We start from the raw sequence: 18,979 nt of genomic DNA on the forward strand, positions 1-18,979 counted from the left end.
GTGACTTAGTTGGACGCCAGGCCCAGGGCACGCTTCACCGGACCAAAACTGCGCCGGTGATGCTCTGTTGCGCCGTGTTCCTGCAGCTTCTGCAGGTGAACAGCGGTGGGATAGCCTTTATGCTGGGCAAATCCGTAGTGGGGAAATGCGAGGTCCAGCGTGGCCATTTCGGCGTCACGAGTGACTTTTGCCAGAATAGACGCTGCGCTGATTTCTGCCACCCGGCTGTCGCCTTTCACCACCGCCAGAGAGGGCATCGGCAGCGACGGACAGCGGTTGCCATCGATCAGGACAAACTCAGGAACAATGCTCAGGCCGGCGACGGCGCGCTGCATCGCCAGCATAGTGGCATGCAGAATATTCAGCTCGTCGATTTCGTGCGGCTCGGCACGCCCCAGGCTCCAGCACAGCGCTTTCTCTTTAATCTCATCGCACAGAGCCAGGCGACGCTTTTCGCTGAGTTTTTTGGAATCATTCAGACCCACAATCGGCTTCGCCGGATCGAGGATCACCGCCGCGGTCACGACCGCGCCAACCAGCGGCCCGCGGCCAACCTCATCAACGCCGGCAACCAGATGGGTATGCGGATAGACGAACTCCATCATTGTTTTGCTAACTCCAGTACGGCGTCCGCGGCCTGCTCATCGGCGTTGCAGCGGATCTGCTGATGCAGCGCGCGGAACGTCTCATGCATCTCGTGGCTGGTTTTGCCATCGGCCAGCAGCGGCTGCAGGGCGGCGGCCAGCGCCTGCGGCTCGCACTCATCCTGCAGTAGCTCTTTGACCAGCTCGCGACCGGCCAGCAGATTCGGCAAGGAGACGTAGTCGGTTTTCACCAGACGCTTTGCCAGCCAGAAGGTGAACGGCTTCATGCGGTAGCCAACCACCATCGGGCACTTCGCCAGCATGCACTCCAGCGCCGCCGTCCCGGAGGCCAGCAGCGCGGCGTCGCTGGCGATCATCGCATCGCGCGCCTGACCGTCCAGCATATGCACGATCATATCCGGCGCCGTCTCAGCTTTGATTCGCTCAAACTGCTCCCGCCGTTTGGCATTGACCAGCGGCACTACCACCTGCAAATCGGGATAGGTGACGCGTAACAACTGCGCGGTTTTCAGAAAGTCCGCGCTGAGCATTTCGACTTCCGCGCCGCGGCTGCCGGGCAGCAGCGCCAGACAGCGCACATTGTGCGGGATCCCTAACCGGTCGCGCGCAGCGCCTTTGTCAGGATCCAGCGGCATCGCATCCGCCATGGTATGGCCGATAAAGCGGCAGGGGACGTTAAATTTGTCATAAAACGCTTTTTCGAAAGGCAGAAAAGCCAGCACCAGGTCGGTCGCTCTGCCGATTTTGAAAACGCGTTTTTGTCGCCAGGCCCAGACCGACGGGCTGACGTAGTGAATCGTTTTGATGCCCTGCTTTTTCAGATTCCCTTCGAGGGTAATATTGAAGTCAGGGGCGTCGATGCCGACGAAGACATCGGGGCGCAGCTCGCCAAAGCGGCGGGTAAGATCGGCGCGAATATGCAGGAGACGGCGTAAGCGACCGAGCACCTCAACAATGCCCATCACCGCCAGCTCTTCCATTTCGTACCAGGCTTCGCACCCTTCCGCCTGCATCAGCGGCCCCGCCACGCCGACAAAGCGCGCGTCAGGGATGCGCGCTTTGAGAGCCCGGATGAGGCCTGCACCAAGAATATCGCCGGAGGTTTCTCCGGCGACCAGGGCAATCGTCAGGGGACGCGGTTCAGCCATTAACGAATCAAGCCGCGAGTGGAACGGGCAAAGAAATCAACAAACGGCTGAACTTCAGGATGCTGAGTCGCCAGTTCGGCGATTTCCGGTTTGGCTTCGTCCAGCGTTTTGCCGCTGCGGTACAGCAGTTTATACGCGTTACGAATCGCGGTAATCGCCTCACGGCTAAAGCCGCGGCGTTTCAGCCCTTCGATGTTGACGCCAAACGGCGTCGCGTGGTTACCCTGGGCAATCACGAACGGCGGAACATCCTGCGCCACGCCGGAGCATCCGCCTACCATGACGTGTGCGCCGATGATGCAGAACTGGTGTACTGCGGTCATGCCGCCGATGATGACGAAATCATCCAGAGATACGTGACCGGCCAAGGTTGCGTTATTGGCCAGAATGCAGCGATCGCCAAGCGTACAATCGTGCGCCACATGGGCGTTGATCATCAGCAGGTTATCGTTGCCCACCTTTGTTAATCCACCGCCCTGTACTGTGCCGCGATGAATGGTGACGCTTTCGCGGATGCGGTTGCGATCGCCAATTTCCACCCGGGTCGGTTCGCCAGCATATTTCAGATCCTGGTTAACTTCGCCGATGGAAGCGAACTGATAGATCTCATTGTCACGGCCGATTTTGGTATGGCCGTTAACGACGACATGAGACTTCAGTATGGTGCCTTCGCCAATTTCGACGTTAGCGCCAACAATACAAAACGGACCAATGTGAACGTTAGCACCAATGACGGCGCCTTCTTCTACAATGGCGGTAGGATGAACAAAAGCGGTTTTATCAATCACGTATCAGGCCTCCCGGCTACGCGCACACATCATCGTCGCTTCGCAAACCACTTTACCGTCAACCAGCGCGACGCCTTTGAAACGGGTCAGGCCGCGGCGGGTTTTCTCGAAAGTGACTTCCATAATCATCTGATCGCCTGGTACTACCGGACGTTTGAAGCGCGCTTCGTCGATGCCTGCGAAATAATACAGCTCGCCTGGCTCCAGTTTTCCGACGCTTTTAAATGCCAGAATCCCGGTGGCCTGCGCCATCGCTTCCAGAATCAGCACGCCAGGCAAAATCGGCTTACCAGGGAAGTGCCCCTGGAAAAACGGCTCGTTTACAGAAACATTTTTTACTGCGCGCAGAAAACGACCTTCTTCAAAATCCAGCACGCGGTCTACCAGCAGGAACGGGTAACGGTGAGGCAGAAGTTCCAGAATCTCTTCAATGTGCAGAGTATGAGTGTCAGTAGTCAAAATACTCTTCCTGTCTAAATGTACTAAAAGGCAATAATAACACGGCCTGCGGCAATCTTTTAGCGAATGCAACAGGCCGGAAATGTCATGTGACCAAATGATGAATTAGTCTTGTTGATTAACCTTGCGCTCAATCGCTTTCAGGCGCTTGCTCATCTCGTCAATATTCATCACCAGCGCCGCAGTTTTACGCCACGCCTTGTTCGGCTGCAGCGGAATACCGGAGGAGTATACGCCAGGTTCAGAGATAGGACGCATCACCATCCCCATCCCCGTGACGGTGACTTTATCGCAGATTTCCATATGGCCGTTAATCACGCTGGCGCCGCCAATCATGCAGTAGCGGCCAATTTTCAGGCTGCCCGCCATGATAACGCCGCCGGCAACCGCGGTATTGTCGCCAATTACCACGTTATGCGCAATCTGACACTGATTATCAATGATAACGCCGTTACCGATAAGGGTATCGTCCAGCGCGCCGCGATCGATGGTGGTGCAGGCGCCAATTTCCACGCGATCGCCAATAATGACGCGACCCAGTTGCGGGATCTTGACCCAGTTACCGCGATCGTTAGCATAACCGAAGCCATCCGCGCCGATCACCGTGCTGGACTGGATCAGGCAATTCTCGCCGATCTCAATCTCATGGTAAATGGTCACATTGGCCCACAAACGCGAGCCGGCACCGATTTTCGTATTTTTCCCAACGAAGCAGCCTGCGCCGATCACCACGTTATCGCCCAGTACAACACCGGATTCGATAACCGCGTTAGCGCCGATCGCCACGTTGTTACCCAGCTTCGCCGACGGATCGATGACCGCGCTCGGCGCGATATCCTGTGCCGGCTGTGGCGTGGTATCAAGAATTTGAGCCATGCGCGCGTAGGTCAGGTAGGGATTGCGCACTACCAGCGCGGCGCTATGGGCAAAAGGCAAATCATCCTGCGTCATGACAACGGCAGAAGCCTGACAAGCGGCCAGGTGTTCACGGTACTTAGGGTTGACCATGAAAGTGATTTGGCCCGTTTTCGCGCTCTGCATGGACGCAACGCCGGTGATGACGATATCGCCATCACCGTGTAATTCTGCATCCAACTGCTGCGCGAGATCAGCCAGTCGAATTGAAGGCATTACTTATTTAACCTGTTTCAGCACATCAGCGGTGATGTCTTTTACATCGCTGCTGTTGTATGCAACGGCATTTGCGTCAACCACCAGATCGATGCTCTGATCTTTCGCTACGCTCTGTACAGCAGTCTGGATGCGGGTAACCAGTTTGCCACGCTCTTCGTTGGAACGACGTGCGCGATCCTGTTCAAACGCCTGCGCTTTCTGGGAGAAGGTCTGGCGCTGAGCCATCACGTCTTTTTCCAGTTTGGTACGATCGGCGCCCGGCTTCATGGACTGCAGACGCTGCATTTTAGACTGCAGGTCGCCTTCCATACGCTGCAGTTCGCTAGCGCGGCCTTTGAACTCGTTTTCCAGCGTGTTGGAAACGCCAGTTTTCTGGGCAACCTGTTGGAACAGGCTGTTCATGTTCACCAGGGCAATTTTATCTGCCGCCTGAGCGGAAGTTACCATTGCCAAACCCAGACCTGCAGCTAATAACCACTTTTTCACAATAAACTCCTTACCATCCCATGAGTACCCAGGGGTACCGTTATTTGCGTGGCGAGGCGATAACCGCGTTATCGCCTACAGTCAGCGCTATACTGCACTTGCATTCCGTTGCCGCCAACAATTACCAGGTTTTACCAATGTTAAACTGGAACTGTTCGGCTTTGTCTCCATCGTACTTTTTGAACGGTTGGGCGTAGGAGAAGACCAACGGCCCCAACGGCGACATCCACTGCACGGCAATACCCGCAGACATACGGATGTTGCTCGGATCACTGTAATCCGGGTAACCGCCATAGGCGTTCGAATCCCAGTGAGTATCCCATACGGTACCCATATCCCAGAAGACGGAAGTACGGACCGAGTTCGCATATTTGTCACTAATAAACGGCGTCGGGGTAATCAGCTCCAGGCTGGCCACCGCCATCGCGTTACCGCCCACCGCATCATCGGATTTACACGGCGCGGATTCGGTGCTCTTACAGTCATTGGTATAACCGCTATCGCCATCATGACGGCTGCTCGACGGGAAGTACACCGCCTTCGGACCAATGGTGTTCGACTGGAAGCCACGCACGGTGCTGGAACCACCGGCATAGAAGTTCTCATAGAACGGCATCTCTTTGCCGCCGATACCATCGCCATAGCCAAAGCGGGTACGACCCAGCACTACCCACTGGTGATCGTTGTCGATCGGCACATAGGTGGCGGTATCCAGCGTCGCTTTGTAGTATTCGTTGTCTGAGCCCGGAATGGTCACTTTACCGTTCAGGTTGACGCGCGAACCTTCCGTTGGGAAGAAGCCGCGGTCAAGCTTGTTATAGGTCCAACCGTAGTTGAAGGTGAAGTCATTCGCACTGAACGAGTTCCGGTCGTTGGTGTTGTCCGGATACTGGCCCATCGAGTTCAGGTAACGCCACATCGCCACCTGCGGCTGCATATTGGACAGGGAGTTATGAACATAACCGACCCCGGCGCGCAGCGTGTTGTATTCGTTGACCGGGAAGCCCAGCGTGACGTCTGTACCATAGCTTTTGTTGGTATAGTCAGACAGATCCGCATCGTTCGCATCAAAGTCATTATAGAAGATACGGCCGCCGAGGCTCACACCGTCAACGGTGAAGTACGGGTTGGTCACCGACAGTTCGGTATAGGTCTGGTAATCGTTTTTGGTGCCGTTGATCCCGACCGCATAACCGGTACCTAACCAGTTATCCTGCTGGACGCCCGCCTGGAAGCTGACGCCGCTTTCGGTACCGTAGCCGATACCGAAGTTGAAGCTACCGGTGTTACGCTCTTTCACCTTGTAGACAACGTCGACCTGGTCCGGGCTGCCCGGCACGCGTTGGGTATCGGTATCCACCGTTTCGAAGAAGCCTAAACGGTTGAGACGGTCTTTACCCTGATCGACGAGATCGCTCCCCAGCCATGCGCCTTCCATCTGGCGCATTTCGCGGCGCAGGACGGCATCTTTGGAGGTGTCGTTACCTTCGAAGCGAATTTTACGCACATAATAGCGGTTACCCGCATCGACGTTGACGTGCAGTTTGACGGTCTTATCGCTGTCGTTGATTTCCGGCTGCGACTGAACGCGCGGATAGGCGTAACCATAACGACCCAACAGTTTCTTGATGTCGTTTTCCATCTTGGTTACTTTCGCGCCGTTGTACAGTTCGCCCGGCTCGACTTTGGTCAGCGCTTCGATTTCGGCCGAATGGCCCGCGAGATCGCCCGTTACCTGCACCCCGGAAAGCTTGTACTGATCGCCTTCGGTGATGTTGACGGTAATGTAGATCCCTTTCTTGTCCGGCGTCAGGCTAACCTGAGTAGAATCGATGTTGAAACGGGCATAACCGCGATCCAGATAGTAGCTGCGCAGGGTTTCAAGGTCGCCCGCCAGCTTCTGCTTCTGGTATTTACGGTCGCCGACCACGTTCCACCACGGTACCTCATCGCGCAGCTGGAAGTGGGAGATCAGTTCATCGGTCGAAAACGCATGGTTGCCGACGATATTGATCTGCTGAATTTTTGCGGAGACGCCTTCCTGGAAGACCAGCTTCAGATCGACACGGTTACGCGGCAGCGGCGTCACAACCGCTTTGACGCTGGCGCTGTATTTACCAACGCTGTAGTAGAAATCCTCCAGACCCTTCTCGATATCCGCGATGGTCGTGCGGTCAAGCGACTCGCCCACCCGAACACCAGAGGCCTCGAGGTTCTGCTTGAGCATGTCATCTTTCACCGACTTATTGCCGGAGAAGGTGATGCTGGCGATCGTCGGACGCTCTTTCACCTGCACCAGCAGGGTATCACCATCGCGCAGGACGCGGACGTCCTCAAAGTTGCCAGTGGCAAACAGCGCGCGAATAGTGTTACTGATATCATCGTCGGTCACCGTATCGCCAGGACGCACTGGCATACTGAGGAGGGCCGCACCAACAGCGACACGCTGCAAGCCTTCGAAATGAATGTCCTTCACCACGAACCCTTCAGCACCGTATACAGTCGCGCTGCTAAACAGCAGCGACGCTATGAGCAACTTTTTCATCGCCATCGTTATTATGCGTTCTTCCTAACAAACTCTCTTATAACCGAGAGAAATCATTGAAAAGTGCAAGCCCCATTAACAGCACCAGCAGTATTGAGCCAATGCGATAACTAAAGTCTTGAACTCGCTCGGATACCGGCCCGCCCTTCAGCTTTTCGATCGCTAAAAACAGCAGATGTCCCCCATCCAGTACGGGCAGTGGGAACAGGTTGATGATTCCGAGGTTCACGCTAATCAGCGCAAGGAACATCAGATAATAAATCAACCCAAACTCCGCTGACATTCCAGCCCCCTGAGCGATAGAGATCGGCCCACTGAGGTTGTTCAGTTTGACATCACCGGTTATCAATTTACCCAGCATCCTGACCGTCAGTGACATCAGCTGCCAGGTTTTATCCGTGGCTTCAGCGATGGCGGCAAACGGTCCGTACTGACGTACTGTCTTGTATTCCTCAGGTAGCGGGATGACCTTTGGCACCACCCCTGCGAACCCTTCTGCCTTACCTTTTACCGTTTTCGCATCCGGCGTCAGGGTTAACGGCAGCGCACTCCCCTGCCGTTCAATCTCCAGCGCCAGCGCTTTGCCCGGATTATCTCGCACCAGATTAACAAACGTCATCCACTGCGTTAACGGTTGACCATCGACTTTAACGATCCGGTCGCCCGCTTGCAAACCCGCTTTCTGAGCTGCCGAGCCCGTCTGGACCTCCGCCAGCACCGTATCAATCTGCGCGCTGCGCGGCTGGATCCCCAGCGAGGTCACGGGATCTTGCTTGTCTGGCTCAAACGCCCAGTGCCGCAGATCGACGATTTTATCCTGGCGCTGATTGGTCCCGAAAGGGGCGACGGTAAGTATTGTTTGCGGGTTGCCGATTTTGGCGACCAGCTGCATACGCACCGCATCCCAATCAGGCGTTTCGATACCATCTATCGCTTTAAGTTCCGTTCCTTTTGCAATTTGTGCTTGCGCGGCAACCGAATTGGGCGTTATTTCACCCACCACCGGCCGCACGCCAGGAACACCGATAATAAAGACCAGCCAGTAAGCAAAGATAGCGAAAATGAAGTTAGCGATGGGGCCGGCGGCAATCACCGCCGCACGCTGGCCGACGGTTTTATTGTTGAAGGCGTAGTGGCGCATCTCCGGCGCCACCGCCTCGACGCGCTCGTCCAGCATCTTGACGTAGCCGCCCAGCGGGATCAGGGCAATCACGAACTCCGTGCCCTGCTTATCCATCCGCCGCCACAGCGCTTTGCCAAAGCCGATAGAAAAACGCTCAACCCGGATGCCGCAGCGGCGCGCCACCCAAAAATGGCCAAACTCATGCACCGTAATCAGTACGCCAAGCGCAATGATAAAAGCCGCCAGATTCCAGAGCACGCTCAGCATATAACCTTCCGTCAAATCGTCCTGAAGACCAACAGTAGCAGACAGGCGAAGACCGGTACCGCCGCCGTCAGGCTGTCGATACGATCGAGAATACCGCCGTGTCCGGGAATCAAGTGCCCGCTATCCTTAATGCCGGCCTCGCGCTTAAACATACTTTCCGTCAGATCGCCCAGCACGGAAGCCAGGGCCGCCACCACGGAACAGACCAGCAGCACCGTCGGCGTGACGTCAAGATGCGCCCACACCCCGTAAGCCCAGGAGATCACGGCCGCCGTCAGCAAACCGCCAAAAAAACCCTGCCAGGTTTTTCCCGGTGAAACCTTCGGCGCCAGCTTATGCTTGCCGAACATTTTGCCAAACATGTAGGCGCCAGAGTCGGCTCCCCAGACCAGGATCATGACGTACAGCAGCCACACCGCACCGCTGTAGTGATTATCGGTATAGTGCCAGGCGCGCAGCGCCAGCATGCCCCAGAAAAACGGAACAATGGTCAATATGCCGAAGATAAGGCGCAGCACTTTGGAATGGCGCCAAAATGCCGCCGACGCCGGGTACGATAACACCAGCAACAGCGCGACGATCCACCAGGCGAATGAGGCCCATAGTGAACCTTCCACCATCGGTTGATGAACGTCATAATGGTATTCAGGCAGCAGAAAAAGCATGGCAGCCAGCAGAAGGCCGCACAGCACCGCCAGCCAGACCCGCTGCGACGTTGAGGTGAAACCGCTCAGTTGCCCCCACTCCCACGCGGCGAGCATGCAGACCACGAGGGTCACGATAGCAAATCCCATCGGCGGCAATAAGAACAGCGCCGCAATGACGACGGGAATTAAGACGAAAGCAGATATCAGGCGATACTTCAGCAAAAGTGACCCCCATCAGGCATGACTGCCACCCGGCTCAGTGCCGCCGAAACGACGCTCTCGATTAACAAAGGCATGGAGTGCACCTTCAAAGTCCTGTTCAGCAAAATCGGGCCAAAGAACATCCGTAAAGTAAAGTTCGGCATAGGCAATTTGCCAAATCAAAAAGTTACTTATTCGGTGCTCTCCCCCGGTCCTAATAACTAAATCAACGGGAGCCAGTTCATGCATGCAGACCTGCTGACTCAGCATTTCTTCCGTGATCTCTTCAGGCAGCAGCGTCCCGTCCTGTACTTGTTTCGCCAGCAGACGAACGCCCTGGGTAATATCCCAGCGACCGCCGTAATTTGCCGCAATGTTCAGCGTTAAGCCGGTATTGTTTGCGGTCAACGCTTCCGCTTTGCGGATGCGTTCCTGCAGGCGCGCATTGAAGCGCGTGGTGTCGCCAATGACCCGCAAACGCACATTGTGTCGGTGCAGACTTTTGACTTCGCTATCCAGCGCCCAGACGAACAGTTCCATCAGCGCGCTGACTTCCTGGGCTGGACGGTTCCAGTTTTCGCTGCTGAACGCGTATAACGTTAACGCCTCAATTCCATTATTCGCCGCGAAGGAGACCGCGCGACGCACGGATTTCGCACCGGCCTTGTGCCCGAAAGCGCGAATTTTACCTTGCCGTTTCGCCCAACGGCCGTTGCCATCCATAATAATGGCGACATGACGGCAGCCATGAGTTGGCGATATTTCGCTGACAGTTTGATTAGCAGACAACATCACGCGTTTTAAGTCCATAATAAGGATTAACTAGCCACCAAACAGAGGCCACCGGGCCGCGCTGGATACGCATTTTTATCCGATGCCGGGGCTGCAGCCAATCGCAGAGAACAACCAAAAGCTTTACGCAAAAAAGCCGTGTTTTGCCACGGCCACCGTAATCTTTAACAACAAAATGCAACGATCGGGTGGCGCAGACTATATCACCGAAGCCTTTCGCCCACAAATACCACCGCGTTACGCCTGCGCGCCCAAACGATTAAGCTGCTGGTGAGCTACCGCACGAGCGTCAGCGTCGATAACCAGAACATCATCAATGCTTTGCGGCTCCTGCAGGTTCATCTTATCCAGCACCGCCAGATTCACCGCCGCAATATCGGTAAAGCGGATATCGCCATGCAGAAACGCGGCAACTGACTCTTCATTGGCCGCATTCAGCGCCGTGGTGGCCGCCTGGCCGACCTCAAACGCGTCCATCGCCAGCTTCAGGCAGGGATAGCGGGCGTAGTCCGGTGCGGAGAAACTCAGGTTGCTCAGCTGGCAGAAGTCCAGTGGTTTGACCCCGGAGCTCAGGCGCTGTGGCCAGCCCATGGTATGGGCAATCGGCGTGCGCATATCCGGCTCCCCAAGCTGGGCCAGCACGCTGCCGTCCTGATAGCGAACCATCGAGTGGATCACCGACTGCGGGTGGATCAGCACTTCCATCTGCTGCGCCGAAGCATTGAACAGCCAGCGCGCTTCAATATATTCCAGACCTTTGTTCATCATCGTGGCTGAATCGACGGAGATCTTACGTCCCATCGACCAGTTGGGATGGCGGCAAGCCTGATCCGGGGTCATCGCCGATAGTTCAGCCACGTCCGTCTCGCGGAAAGGCCCCCCGGAACCGGTTAACAGAATGGACGAGACGCCATTCCGGGTGAGGTCAGCGTATCCCAGATGCTGTTGAATTGTCTCCGGCATACTCTGAAAAATCGCGTTATGTTCGCTATCGACCGGCAGCAATCGCGCCCCCGACCGCTGAACGGCCTCCATGAACAAGCGACCGCAGGTCACCAGCGATTCTTTATTCGCCAACAACACGGTTTTCCCGGCGCGGATCGCCGCAAGCGTCGGTACCAGCCCCGCCGCGCCGACGATTGCCGCCATCACCTGATCGACCTCATCCAGCGCCGCGACCTCAGCCGCCGCCTGCTGGCCGCTCAGCACCTCGGTACGGCAGCCATGCTCATGCAGACGGGTGCGCAACCGCTCAGCGCTTTGCGCATCATCCATCACGGCGTAACGCGGAGTAAATTCCAGGCATTGTTCAACCATGCGGTCAACGTTTTTCCCCGCGACCAGCGCGGCGACGGAAAAGCAACCAGGGTTATGGCGTACCACGTCCAGCGTGCTACAGCCAATGGAGCCGGTCGAACCGAGAACGGTTAATTGCTTCATGAGACGTCCAGAAGAAAGGAAACAGAATAAAAAGCAAAACGCCGCCAGCAAGCCCCTACGCGACAACTATCGGGGGTAAGGCGGCGGCATCAGGCCTTCAACTTAGCGCTAAAGGCTACAAGGCCAGCCGGCTCAACGCAATCCCGAGAATTGAGCGTACAGTCTTCTGTACGGCGTTTCAGATTTTACTCAGGCCAGGAAGTATCGGCCCGAGCAACAGCAGAGCATCAGAACTGCATCAGTTCCGCTTCTTTATCTGCCAGCGCCGCGTCAACTTTCTTGATGGCGGCGTCAGTCATTTTCTGCACGTCGTCCTGAGAACGGCGATCGTCATCTTCGCTGATCTCTTTCTCTTTCAGCAGCGCTTTAACTTTGTCGTTCGCGTCACGGCGAACGTTACGCACGGCGACACGCGCCTGCTCAGCTTCGCCACGGACGATCTTGGTCAGATCTTTACGACGCTCTTCGGTCAGCGGCGGCAGCGGAACACGAATATCGCTGCCAGCGGAGCTTGGGTTCAGACCGAGGTCAGACGCCATGATCGCTTTTTCAACAGCCGCAGACATAGAACGGTCAAAGACGTTGATTTTCAGGGTACGGGAGTCTTCGACGGTGACGCTGGCCAGCTGGCGCAGCGGAGTCGGCGTACCGTAGTATTCAACAACAATCCCGTCCAGCAGGCTCGGAGAAGCACGACCCGTGCGAATTTTGCTGATTTGGTTTTTGAATGCTTCGACGCATTTTTCCATGCGGATTTCAGCATCTTTTCTGATATCGCTAATCACGTTACGAATCCTTGAAAGCTTGTCTCAGTCAGACCAGACGGGATACCCGTCGGAAAATGAGCTAAGTATAGTCAGATTTAATGAAAATCACCGGGCAATATCCCCGCGAAAGTAAAGCGGAATATTACCCGGATTTGGCGCTGACGGGAATTATTCCGTGATCAATGTGCCTTCTTTTTCGCCCATGACCACGCGACGCAGGGCGCCGGGTTTGTTCATGTTGAAGACGCGAATCGGCAATTTGTGGTCACGCGCCAGGGTGAAGGCCGCCAGATCCATCACTTTCAGCTCTTTATCCAGCACTTCGCTGTAGGTCAGCTGATCGTACATGGTGGCAGAAGGATCTTTTGCCGGATCCGCGGTAAACACACCGTCAACCTTGGTCGCTTTCAGCACCACGTCGGCTTCAATTTCAATACCACGCAGGCAGGCTGCGGAATCGGTGGTAAAGAACGGGTTGCCGGTGCCTGCGGAGAGGATCACCACGCGGTTGTTGCGCAGCAGGCTGATCGCCTCTGCCCAGCTGTAGTTGTCGCACACGCCGTTCAGCGGGATGGCGGACATCAGACGAGCGTTCACATAGGCGCGGTGGAGCGCATCACGCATTGCCAGGCCGTTCATGACCGTTGCCAGCATGCCCATGTGGTCGCCCACAACGCGGTTCATACCCGCTTTCGCCAGACCAGCACCACGGAACAGGTTACCACCACCAATTACTACGCCAACCTGAATACCCAGCTCGACCAGCTCTTTGATCTCCTGAGCCATGCGGTCAAGTATGCTTGCATCAATACCGAAGCCTTCTGAGCCCTGCAGCGCTTCGCCACTTAATTTCAGCAGAATACGTTTGTAGACGGGTTTTGCATTGGTAGCCATGTTTCTTTCCTGAGACTGTCAACGAATGAGATATGAGAATTCTGGCGACATTGTATGTCGCATTTCAGCGCGGTCACTATACGCAGTTGGCTGAATTTACAAAATGGGCGCAAAAAGAAGCCGCCCTCAGGCGGCTCCTTGTAAAAATTAAGACTGCTTGGACATCGCAGCAACTTCTGCTGCAAAGTCAGTCTCAACTTTCTCGATGCCTTCGCCCACTTCAAAGCGGATGAAGCCAGTCACGTCAGCGTTGTGCTCTTTCAGCAGCTGGCCAACAGATTTGCTCGGCTCCATAACGAAAGGCTGACCCGTCAGAGAAACTTCGCCGGTGAATTTCTTCATGCGGCCTTCAACCATTTTCTCTGCGATTTCTTTCGGCTTACCGGACTGCATCGCGATGTCCAGCTGAACCTGGTACTCTTTCTCTACCACTTCAGCAGACACGTCTTCCGGCTTAACGAATTCCGGCTTGCTTGCAGCAACGTGCATTGCCAGCTGCTTAACCAGCTCTTCGTCAGCGCCTTTAGCGGCAACCAGAACACCGATGCGCGCACCGTGCTGGTAGCTACCCAGAACGTCGCCTTCCAGAACAGCGATACGACGGATGTTGATGTTCTCACCGATTTTAGCAACCAGCGCAACGCGTTCTTCTTCGAACTGCGCTTTCAGAACTTCAACGTCGGAGATTTTACCCGCAACAGCAGCGTCCAGTACTTTGTCAGCAAATGCCTGGAAACCACCATCTTTAGCAACGAAGTCAGTCTGGCAGTTAACTTCCAGAATGTAACCGTAGTTGCCTTCGATTTTGGTTTTGATCACGCCGTCAGCAGCCACGTTGCCTGCTTTCTTCGCCGCTTTGATCGCGCCGGATTTACGCATGTTTTCGATTGCCAGCTCGATGTCGCCATTCGCTTCAGTCAGCGCTTTTTTGCAATCCATCATGCCTGCGCCAGTACGTTCGCGCAGTTCTTTTACCAGGGAAGCGGTAATTTCAGCCATTCTAAAATCCTCGGGAGATGTGGATACTGCCCGGCCAACGGCCAAACAGCGTAAATTGAAAAAAGGGGCCTGTAATGGGCCCCTATTCATACACGGTACTAATAAGGGCTTAAACCTTATTATTCAGCTTCTACGAAGCTTTCTTCCGCCTGAGAAGCCAGGTCCTGAGAGCGACCTTCACGAACGGTAGCAGCAACAGCGCCCAGGTACAGGCTTACTGCGCGGATTGCATCGTCGTTACCCGGGATAACGAAGTCTACGCCGTCCGGATCAGAGTTGGTATCAACGATAGCAAATACCGGGATACCCAGGTTGTTTGCTTCTTTGATAGCGATGTGCTCGTGGTCAGCGTCGATAACGAACAGTGCGTCCGGCAGGCCGCCCATGTCTTTGATACCGCCCAGGCTGTTTTCCAGCTTGTCCAGCTCACGAGTGCGCATCAGCGCTTCTTTCTTGGTCAGCTTGTCGAAAGTACCGTCCTGGGACTGAGTTTCCAGGTCTTTCAGACGTTTGATGGACTGACGAACGGTTTTCCAGTTAGTCAGCATACCGCCCAGCCAGCGATGGTTCACGAAGAACTGGTCGCAGCTGTTAGCAGCTTCTTTTACCGCTTCGCTTGCAGCGCGCTTAGTACCCACGAACAGGATCTTGCCTTTACGGGCAGAGATTTTGTTCAGCTCAGCCAGAGCTTCGTTGAACATCGGTACCGTTTTCTCAAGGTTGATGATGTGAACTTTGTTACGCGCGCCGAAGATGAAAGGCTTCATTTTCGGGTTCCAGTAACGGGTCTGGTGACCAAAGTGAACACCAGCCTTGAGCATGTCGCGCATGGAAACAGTTGCCATGTTTAAAACCTCTATAGATTAAATTGGGGTTATGCCTCCACGTATCCCATATTACCGACCCCAAAGGGCACCCCGGAATATGTGTCGATACGTGTGTGTTATTTACACAATATGAGTATGTCGCTTACGTCCCATCCTTGTGTATCTGAGATGGAACGGAAGTCCGGCGCGCTTTATACCACAAAATCCGCCCAGACACCAACTCTTGTTGACGCCACGTGCTGTTAATGATTCTCAATTTGGCACCAGCCTGCCCGGACTGTTACCATTGGCAGGACTTACTCTATTATTGTCGAAAATATCGACACTGCTGGACATACTCCATGGCTATCTCTATCAAGACATCTGAAGACATTGAAAAAATGCGCGTTGCCGGCCGCCTGGCCGCTGAAGTGCTGGAAATGATCGAACCCTGGGTTAAACCTGGCGTCAGCACCGGTGAACTGGACCGCATCTGTAACGACTATATCGTTAACGAGCAGAAGGCCATTTCCGCCTGCCTCGGCTATCACGGCTATCCGAAGTCCGTCTGCATTTCGGTCAACGAAGTAGTTTGCCACGGTATCCCTGACGACGGCAAACTGCTGAAAGATGGCGATATCGTTAACATCGACGTGACGGTCATTAAAGATGATTTCCATGGCGACACCTCCAAAATGTTTATCGTCGGTAAACCGACGATTCTCGGTGAGCGCCTGTGCCGCATCACTCAGGAAAGCCTGTATCTGGCGCTGAAAATGGTGAAGCCGGGGATCAACCTGCGCACTATCGGCGCGGCGATCCAGAAATACGTTGAAGCCGAAGGTTTTTCCGTGGTGCGCGAATACTGTGGCCACGGTATCGGCCGCGGCTTCCATGAAGAGCCGCAGGTGCTGCACTACGACTCACCGGAAACCAACGTTGTGCTCAAACCCGGCATGACTTTCACCATCGAGCCGATGGTCAACGCGGGTAAAAAAGAGATCCGCAGCATGAAAGACGGCTGGACGGTGAAAACTAAAGACCGGAGCTTGTCTGCGCAGTACGAGCATACTATTGTGGTGACAGACAACGGCTGCGAAATTCTGACGCTACGCAAGGATGACACCATCCCGGCGATAATCTCGCACGATGAATGATGAAAAGCCGGCGCCCGCCGGCTTTTTTATTAGATAGTTTTTTCTTATGGTGACGCGATGAGCAACTCATTACCTGACACAGCCTCCCCTCTTCTGCCCGTCCCGCCGGAACATCCGGTGAGCTGGCCGCAGGGCGATCTGAACTGTGCTGCAATTAAGGCGCACATCGATACCTTCCAGCACTGGCTGGGCGAGGCGTTTGACTCCGGCATCGCCGCGGAGCAGCTCATTGCGGCGCGCACCGAATTTATCGACCAGCTGCTGCAGCGGTTGTGGATCGCCTACGGTTTTGAATCCGTCTGCGATCTGGCGCTGGTGGCCGTCGGCGGCTATGGCCGCGGCGAGCTGCATCCGCTCTCTGACGTCGACCTGCTGATCCTCAGCCGCAAAAAACTGCCTGACGACCAGGCGCAAAAGGTCGGCGAACTGCTGACGCTGCTGTGGGACGTCAAGCTGGAGGTGGGCCACAGCGTGCGCACCCTCGAAGAGTGTCTGCTCGAAGGACTTTCGGATCTCACCGTCGCCACTAACTTGATTGAATCGCGCCTGCTGATCGGCGACGTCGCGCTGTTCCTTGAACTGCAAAAACATATTTTTAGCGACGGCTTCTGGCCATCGGAAAAGTTCTTCGCCGCCAAGGTGGAAGAGCAGAACGTCCGTCATCAACGCTATCACGGCACCAGCTATAACCTGGAGCCGGACGTGAAAAGCAGCCCCGGCGGCCTGCGGGATATCCATACGCTACAGTGGGTGGCTCGCCGTCATTTTGGCGCCACCTCGATGGATGAGATGGTCGGCTTCGGCTTTCTGACTGAAGCCGAGCGCAATGAGCTCAACGAGTGTCTGCATCAGCTGTGGCGCATCCGTTTCGCGCTGCATCTCGAGCTCACTCGCTATGACAACCGTCTGCTTTTCGACCGCCAGCTCAGCGTCGCCCGCCGGCTTGGCTATGAAGGCGACGGCAACCAGCCGATTGAACATATGATGAAGGACTTCTTCCGCGTCACCCGCCGGGTGAGCGAGCTGAACCAGATGCTGCTTCAGTTGTTTGAAGAGGCTATTCTCGCCCTGACCGAGGATGAAAAACCGCGCCCGATAGACGATGACTTCCAGCTGCGCGGCACCCTTATCGATCTGCGTGACGACACGCTGTTTATTCGCGAACCGCAGGCCATTCTGCGCATGTTTTATATGATGGTACGCAACAGCACCATCACCGGCATCTACTCCACGACGTTGCGCCATCTGCGCCATGCCCGGCGCCATCTGACCCAGCCGCTGTGCTATATCCCGGAGGCGCGCACGCTCTTTCTCAGCATGCTGCGCCATCAGGGGGCGGTCAGCCGCGGACTGCTGCCGATGCATCGCCATAGCGTGCTGTGGGCCTATATGCCGCAGTGGTCACATATCGTCGGCCAGATGCAGTTCGATCTGTTTCACGCCTACACCGTCGATGAACACACCATCCGCGTGATGCTGAAGCTGGAGAGCTTTGCCAAAGAAGAAACCCGCAGCCGCCACCCGCTGTGCGTGGAGCTATGGCCGCGCTTAACGCACCCGGAGCTGATTTTAATCGCCGCCCTGTTCCACGACATTGCGAAAGGGCGTGGCGGCGACCACTCGATCCTCGGCGCGCAGGATGTGCTGAAGTTTGCCGAGCTGCACGGACTGAACTCTCGCGAAACGCAGCTGGTCGCCTGGCTGGTGCGTCACCATCTGCTGATGTCGGTCACCGCCCAGCGGCGCGACATTCAGGATCCGGAGGTGATTAAGCAGTTCGCCGAGGAAGTGCAAACGGAAAATCGCCTGCGCTATCTGGTGTGCCTGACCGTTGCCGATATCTGCGCCACTAACGAAACGCTGTGGAACAGCTGGAAGCAGAGTCTGCTGCGCGAACTCTATTTCGCCACCGAGAAACAGCTGCGTCGGGGCATGCAAAGCACCCCGGATATGCGCGAACGGGTGCGTCATCATCAGCTGCAGGCGCTGGCCCTGCTGCGGATGGACAATATTAATGAAGAGGCGCTGCATCAGATCTGGAACCGCTGCCGCGCCAACTATTTCGTGCGGCATACGCCGACGCAGCTCGCCTGGCACGCCCGCAACCTGCTGCGTCACGATCTGAATAAGCCGATGATTCTGCTGAGTTCGCAGGCCACCCGCGGCGGTACGGAGATTTTTATCTGGAGCCCGGATCGCCCTTATCTGTTTGCCGCGGTGTGCGGCGAACTGGACCGCCGCAACCTCAGCGTCCACGACGCGCAGATCTTCACCACCCGCGACGGCATGGCGATGGATACCTTTATTGTCCTCGAACCCGACGGCAGCCCGCTTTCAGCTGACCGCCACGACGCGATTCGCCACGGTCTTGAACAGACGATAACTCAGCGCAGTTGGGAACCCCCGGCCCCGCGTCGTCAGGCGGCAAAACTGCGTCACTTCTCTGTGCCGACAGAGGTGAATTTCCTGCCGACCCATACCGATCGAAAATCGTTTCTCGAGCTGATTGCGCTCGATCAGCCAGGGCTGCTCGCCCGCGTCGGCCAGGTGTTCGCCGACCTCGGTATTTCGCTTCACGGGGCGCGAATTACGACAATTGGTGAGCGAGTAGAAGATTTATTTATAATCGCCACCGCCGACCGGCGTGGCCTTAATAATGAGCTACAACAAGAAGTGCAACAACGGTTGACAGAGGCCCTCAATCCAAACGATAAAGGGTGA

The 18,979-nt window shown here is 55.7% G+C and carries 17 protein-coding genes; 2 read left to right on the forward strand and 15 right to left on the reverse strand.

The features are described 5' to 3' along the window. Positions 1-5: 5 nt before the first annotated feature. The 15 genes from rnhB to rpsB form a co-directional block, all read right to left on the reverse strand. Entirely contained in the window at positions 6-605 is a 600-nt protein-coding gene (gene rnhB / locus FHW76_RS18330; protein WP_012542806.1) for a ribonuclease HII, read from the reverse strand. Continuing rightward, a complete protein-coding gene (gene lpxB, locus FHW76_RS18335) occupies positions 602-1,753 on the reverse strand; it encodes a lipid-A-disaccharide synthase (RefSeq protein WP_008807348.1) in 1,152 nt (383 codons plus the stop codon). Before lpxB ends, rnhB begins: the two co-directional genes overlap by 4 nt. Continuing rightward, a complete protein-coding gene (gene lpxA / locus FHW76_RS18340; protein ID WP_032731649.1) occupies positions 1,753-2,541 on the reverse strand; it encodes an acyl-ACP--UDP-N-acetylglucosamine O-acyltransferase in 789 nt (262 codons plus the stop codon). The genes lpxB and lpxA overlap by 1 nt, the downstream gene beginning before the upstream one ends. A 3-nt stretch (positions 2,542-2,544) precedes the next feature. After that, complete coding sequence (gene fabZ, locus FHW76_RS18345; RefSeq protein WP_004145858.1) at positions 2,545-3,000, reverse strand: 3-hydroxyacyl-ACP dehydratase FabZ; 456 nt, start codon at positions 2,998-3,000, stop codon at positions 2,545-2,547. A gap of 105 nt (positions 3,001-3,105) precedes the next feature. Further along, a complete protein-coding gene (lpxD, locus tag FHW76_RS18350) occupies positions 3,106-4,131 on the reverse strand; it encodes a UDP-3-O-(3-hydroxymyristoyl)glucosamine N-acyltransferase (protein WP_008807350.1) in 1,026 nt (341 codons plus the stop codon). Positions 4,132-4,134: 3 nt separating this feature from the next. Continuing rightward, on the reverse strand, positions 4,135-4,620 hold the full coding sequence (skp, locus tag FHW76_RS18355) for a molecular chaperone Skp (protein ID WP_002889325.1): 486 nt from the start codon (positions 4,618-4,620) through the stop codon (positions 4,135-4,137). Positions 4,621-4,741: 121 nt separating this feature from the next. Beyond that, positions 4,742-7,171 carry an outer membrane protein assembly factor BamA gene (bamA, locus tag FHW76_RS18360; RefSeq protein ID WP_008807351.1) on the reverse strand — a complete coding sequence of 810 codons (2,430 nt, stop codon included), beginning with the start codon at positions 7,169-7,171 and terminating at the stop codon, positions 4,742-4,744. Between the two features lie 31 nt (positions 7,172-7,202). Continuing rightward, positions 7,203-8,555, reverse strand: a complete 1,353-nt coding sequence (gene rseP, locus FHW76_RS18365; RefSeq protein ID WP_008807352.1) for a sigma E protease regulator RseP — start codon at positions 8,553-8,555, stop codon at positions 7,203-7,205. Positions 8,556-8,566: 11 nt separating this feature from the next. Continuing rightward, a complete protein-coding gene (gene cdsA / locus FHW76_RS18370) occupies positions 8,567-9,424 on the reverse strand; it encodes a phosphatidate cytidylyltransferase (RefSeq protein ID WP_008807353.1) in 858 nt (285 codons plus the stop codon). A gap of 12 nt (positions 9,425-9,436) precedes the next feature. Next, positions 9,437-10,195 carry a (2E,6E)-farnesyl-diphosphate-specific ditrans,polycis-undecaprenyl-diphosphate synthase gene (gene ispU / locus FHW76_RS18375; RefSeq protein WP_012968905.1) on the reverse strand — a complete coding sequence of 253 codons (759 nt, stop codon included), beginning with the start codon at positions 10,193-10,195 and terminating at the stop codon, positions 9,437-9,439. Positions 10,196-10,432: 237 nt separating this feature from the next. Beyond that, positions 10,433-11,635, reverse strand: coding sequence for a 1-deoxy-D-xylulose-5-phosphate reductoisomerase (gene ispC, locus FHW76_RS18380; RefSeq protein WP_046882478.1), 1,203 nt, complete (start codon positions 11,633-11,635; stop codon positions 10,433-10,435). 227 nt (positions 11,636-11,862) lie between these two features. Beyond that, positions 11,863-12,420 carry a ribosome recycling factor gene (gene frr, locus FHW76_RS18385; RefSeq protein ID WP_002889308.1) on the reverse strand — a complete coding sequence of 186 codons (558 nt, stop codon included), beginning with the start codon at positions 12,418-12,420 and terminating at the stop codon, positions 11,863-11,865. A gap of 150 nt (positions 12,421-12,570) precedes the next feature. Beyond that, positions 12,571-13,296: a UMP kinase gene (pyrH, locus tag FHW76_RS18390; protein WP_004098747.1), complete on the reverse strand. Its 726-nt coding sequence runs from the start codon at positions 13,294-13,296 to the stop codon at positions 12,571-12,573. A gap of 147 nt (positions 13,297-13,443) precedes the next feature. Then, a complete protein-coding gene (tsf, locus tag FHW76_RS18395) occupies positions 13,444-14,295 on the reverse strand; it encodes a translation elongation factor Ts (RefSeq protein ID WP_004151930.1) in 852 nt (283 codons plus the stop codon). A 119-nt stretch (positions 14,296-14,414) separates the two neighbouring features. Continuing rightward, the gene (gene rpsB / locus FHW76_RS18400) at positions 14,415-15,140 is read right to left on the reverse strand and encodes a 30S ribosomal protein S2 (protein WP_008807356.1); all 726 of its coding nucleotides are present in this window, start codon (positions 15,138-15,140) and stop codon (positions 14,415-14,417) included. Positions 15,141-15,463: 323 nt separating this feature from the next. Between rpsB and map the strand changes: the two genes are divergently transcribed. Further along, a complete protein-coding gene (gene map, locus FHW76_RS18405) occupies positions 15,464-16,258 on the forward strand; it encodes a type I methionyl aminopeptidase (RefSeq protein ID WP_004204446.1) in 795 nt (264 codons plus the stop codon). A 57-nt stretch (positions 16,259-16,315) separates the two neighbouring features. After that, positions 16,316-18,979, forward strand: coding sequence for a bifunctional uridylyltransferase/uridylyl-removing protein GlnD (gene glnD, locus FHW76_RS18410; RefSeq protein ID WP_012542810.1), 2,664 nt, complete (start codon positions 16,316-16,318; stop codon positions 18,977-18,979).

Source organism: Klebsiella sp. RC2 (genome assembly GCF_014192815.1).
In the GTDB taxonomy this organism is placed as follows: domain Bacteria; phylum Pseudomonadota; class Gammaproteobacteria; order Enterobacterales; family Enterobacteriaceae; genus Klebsiella; species Klebsiella variicola.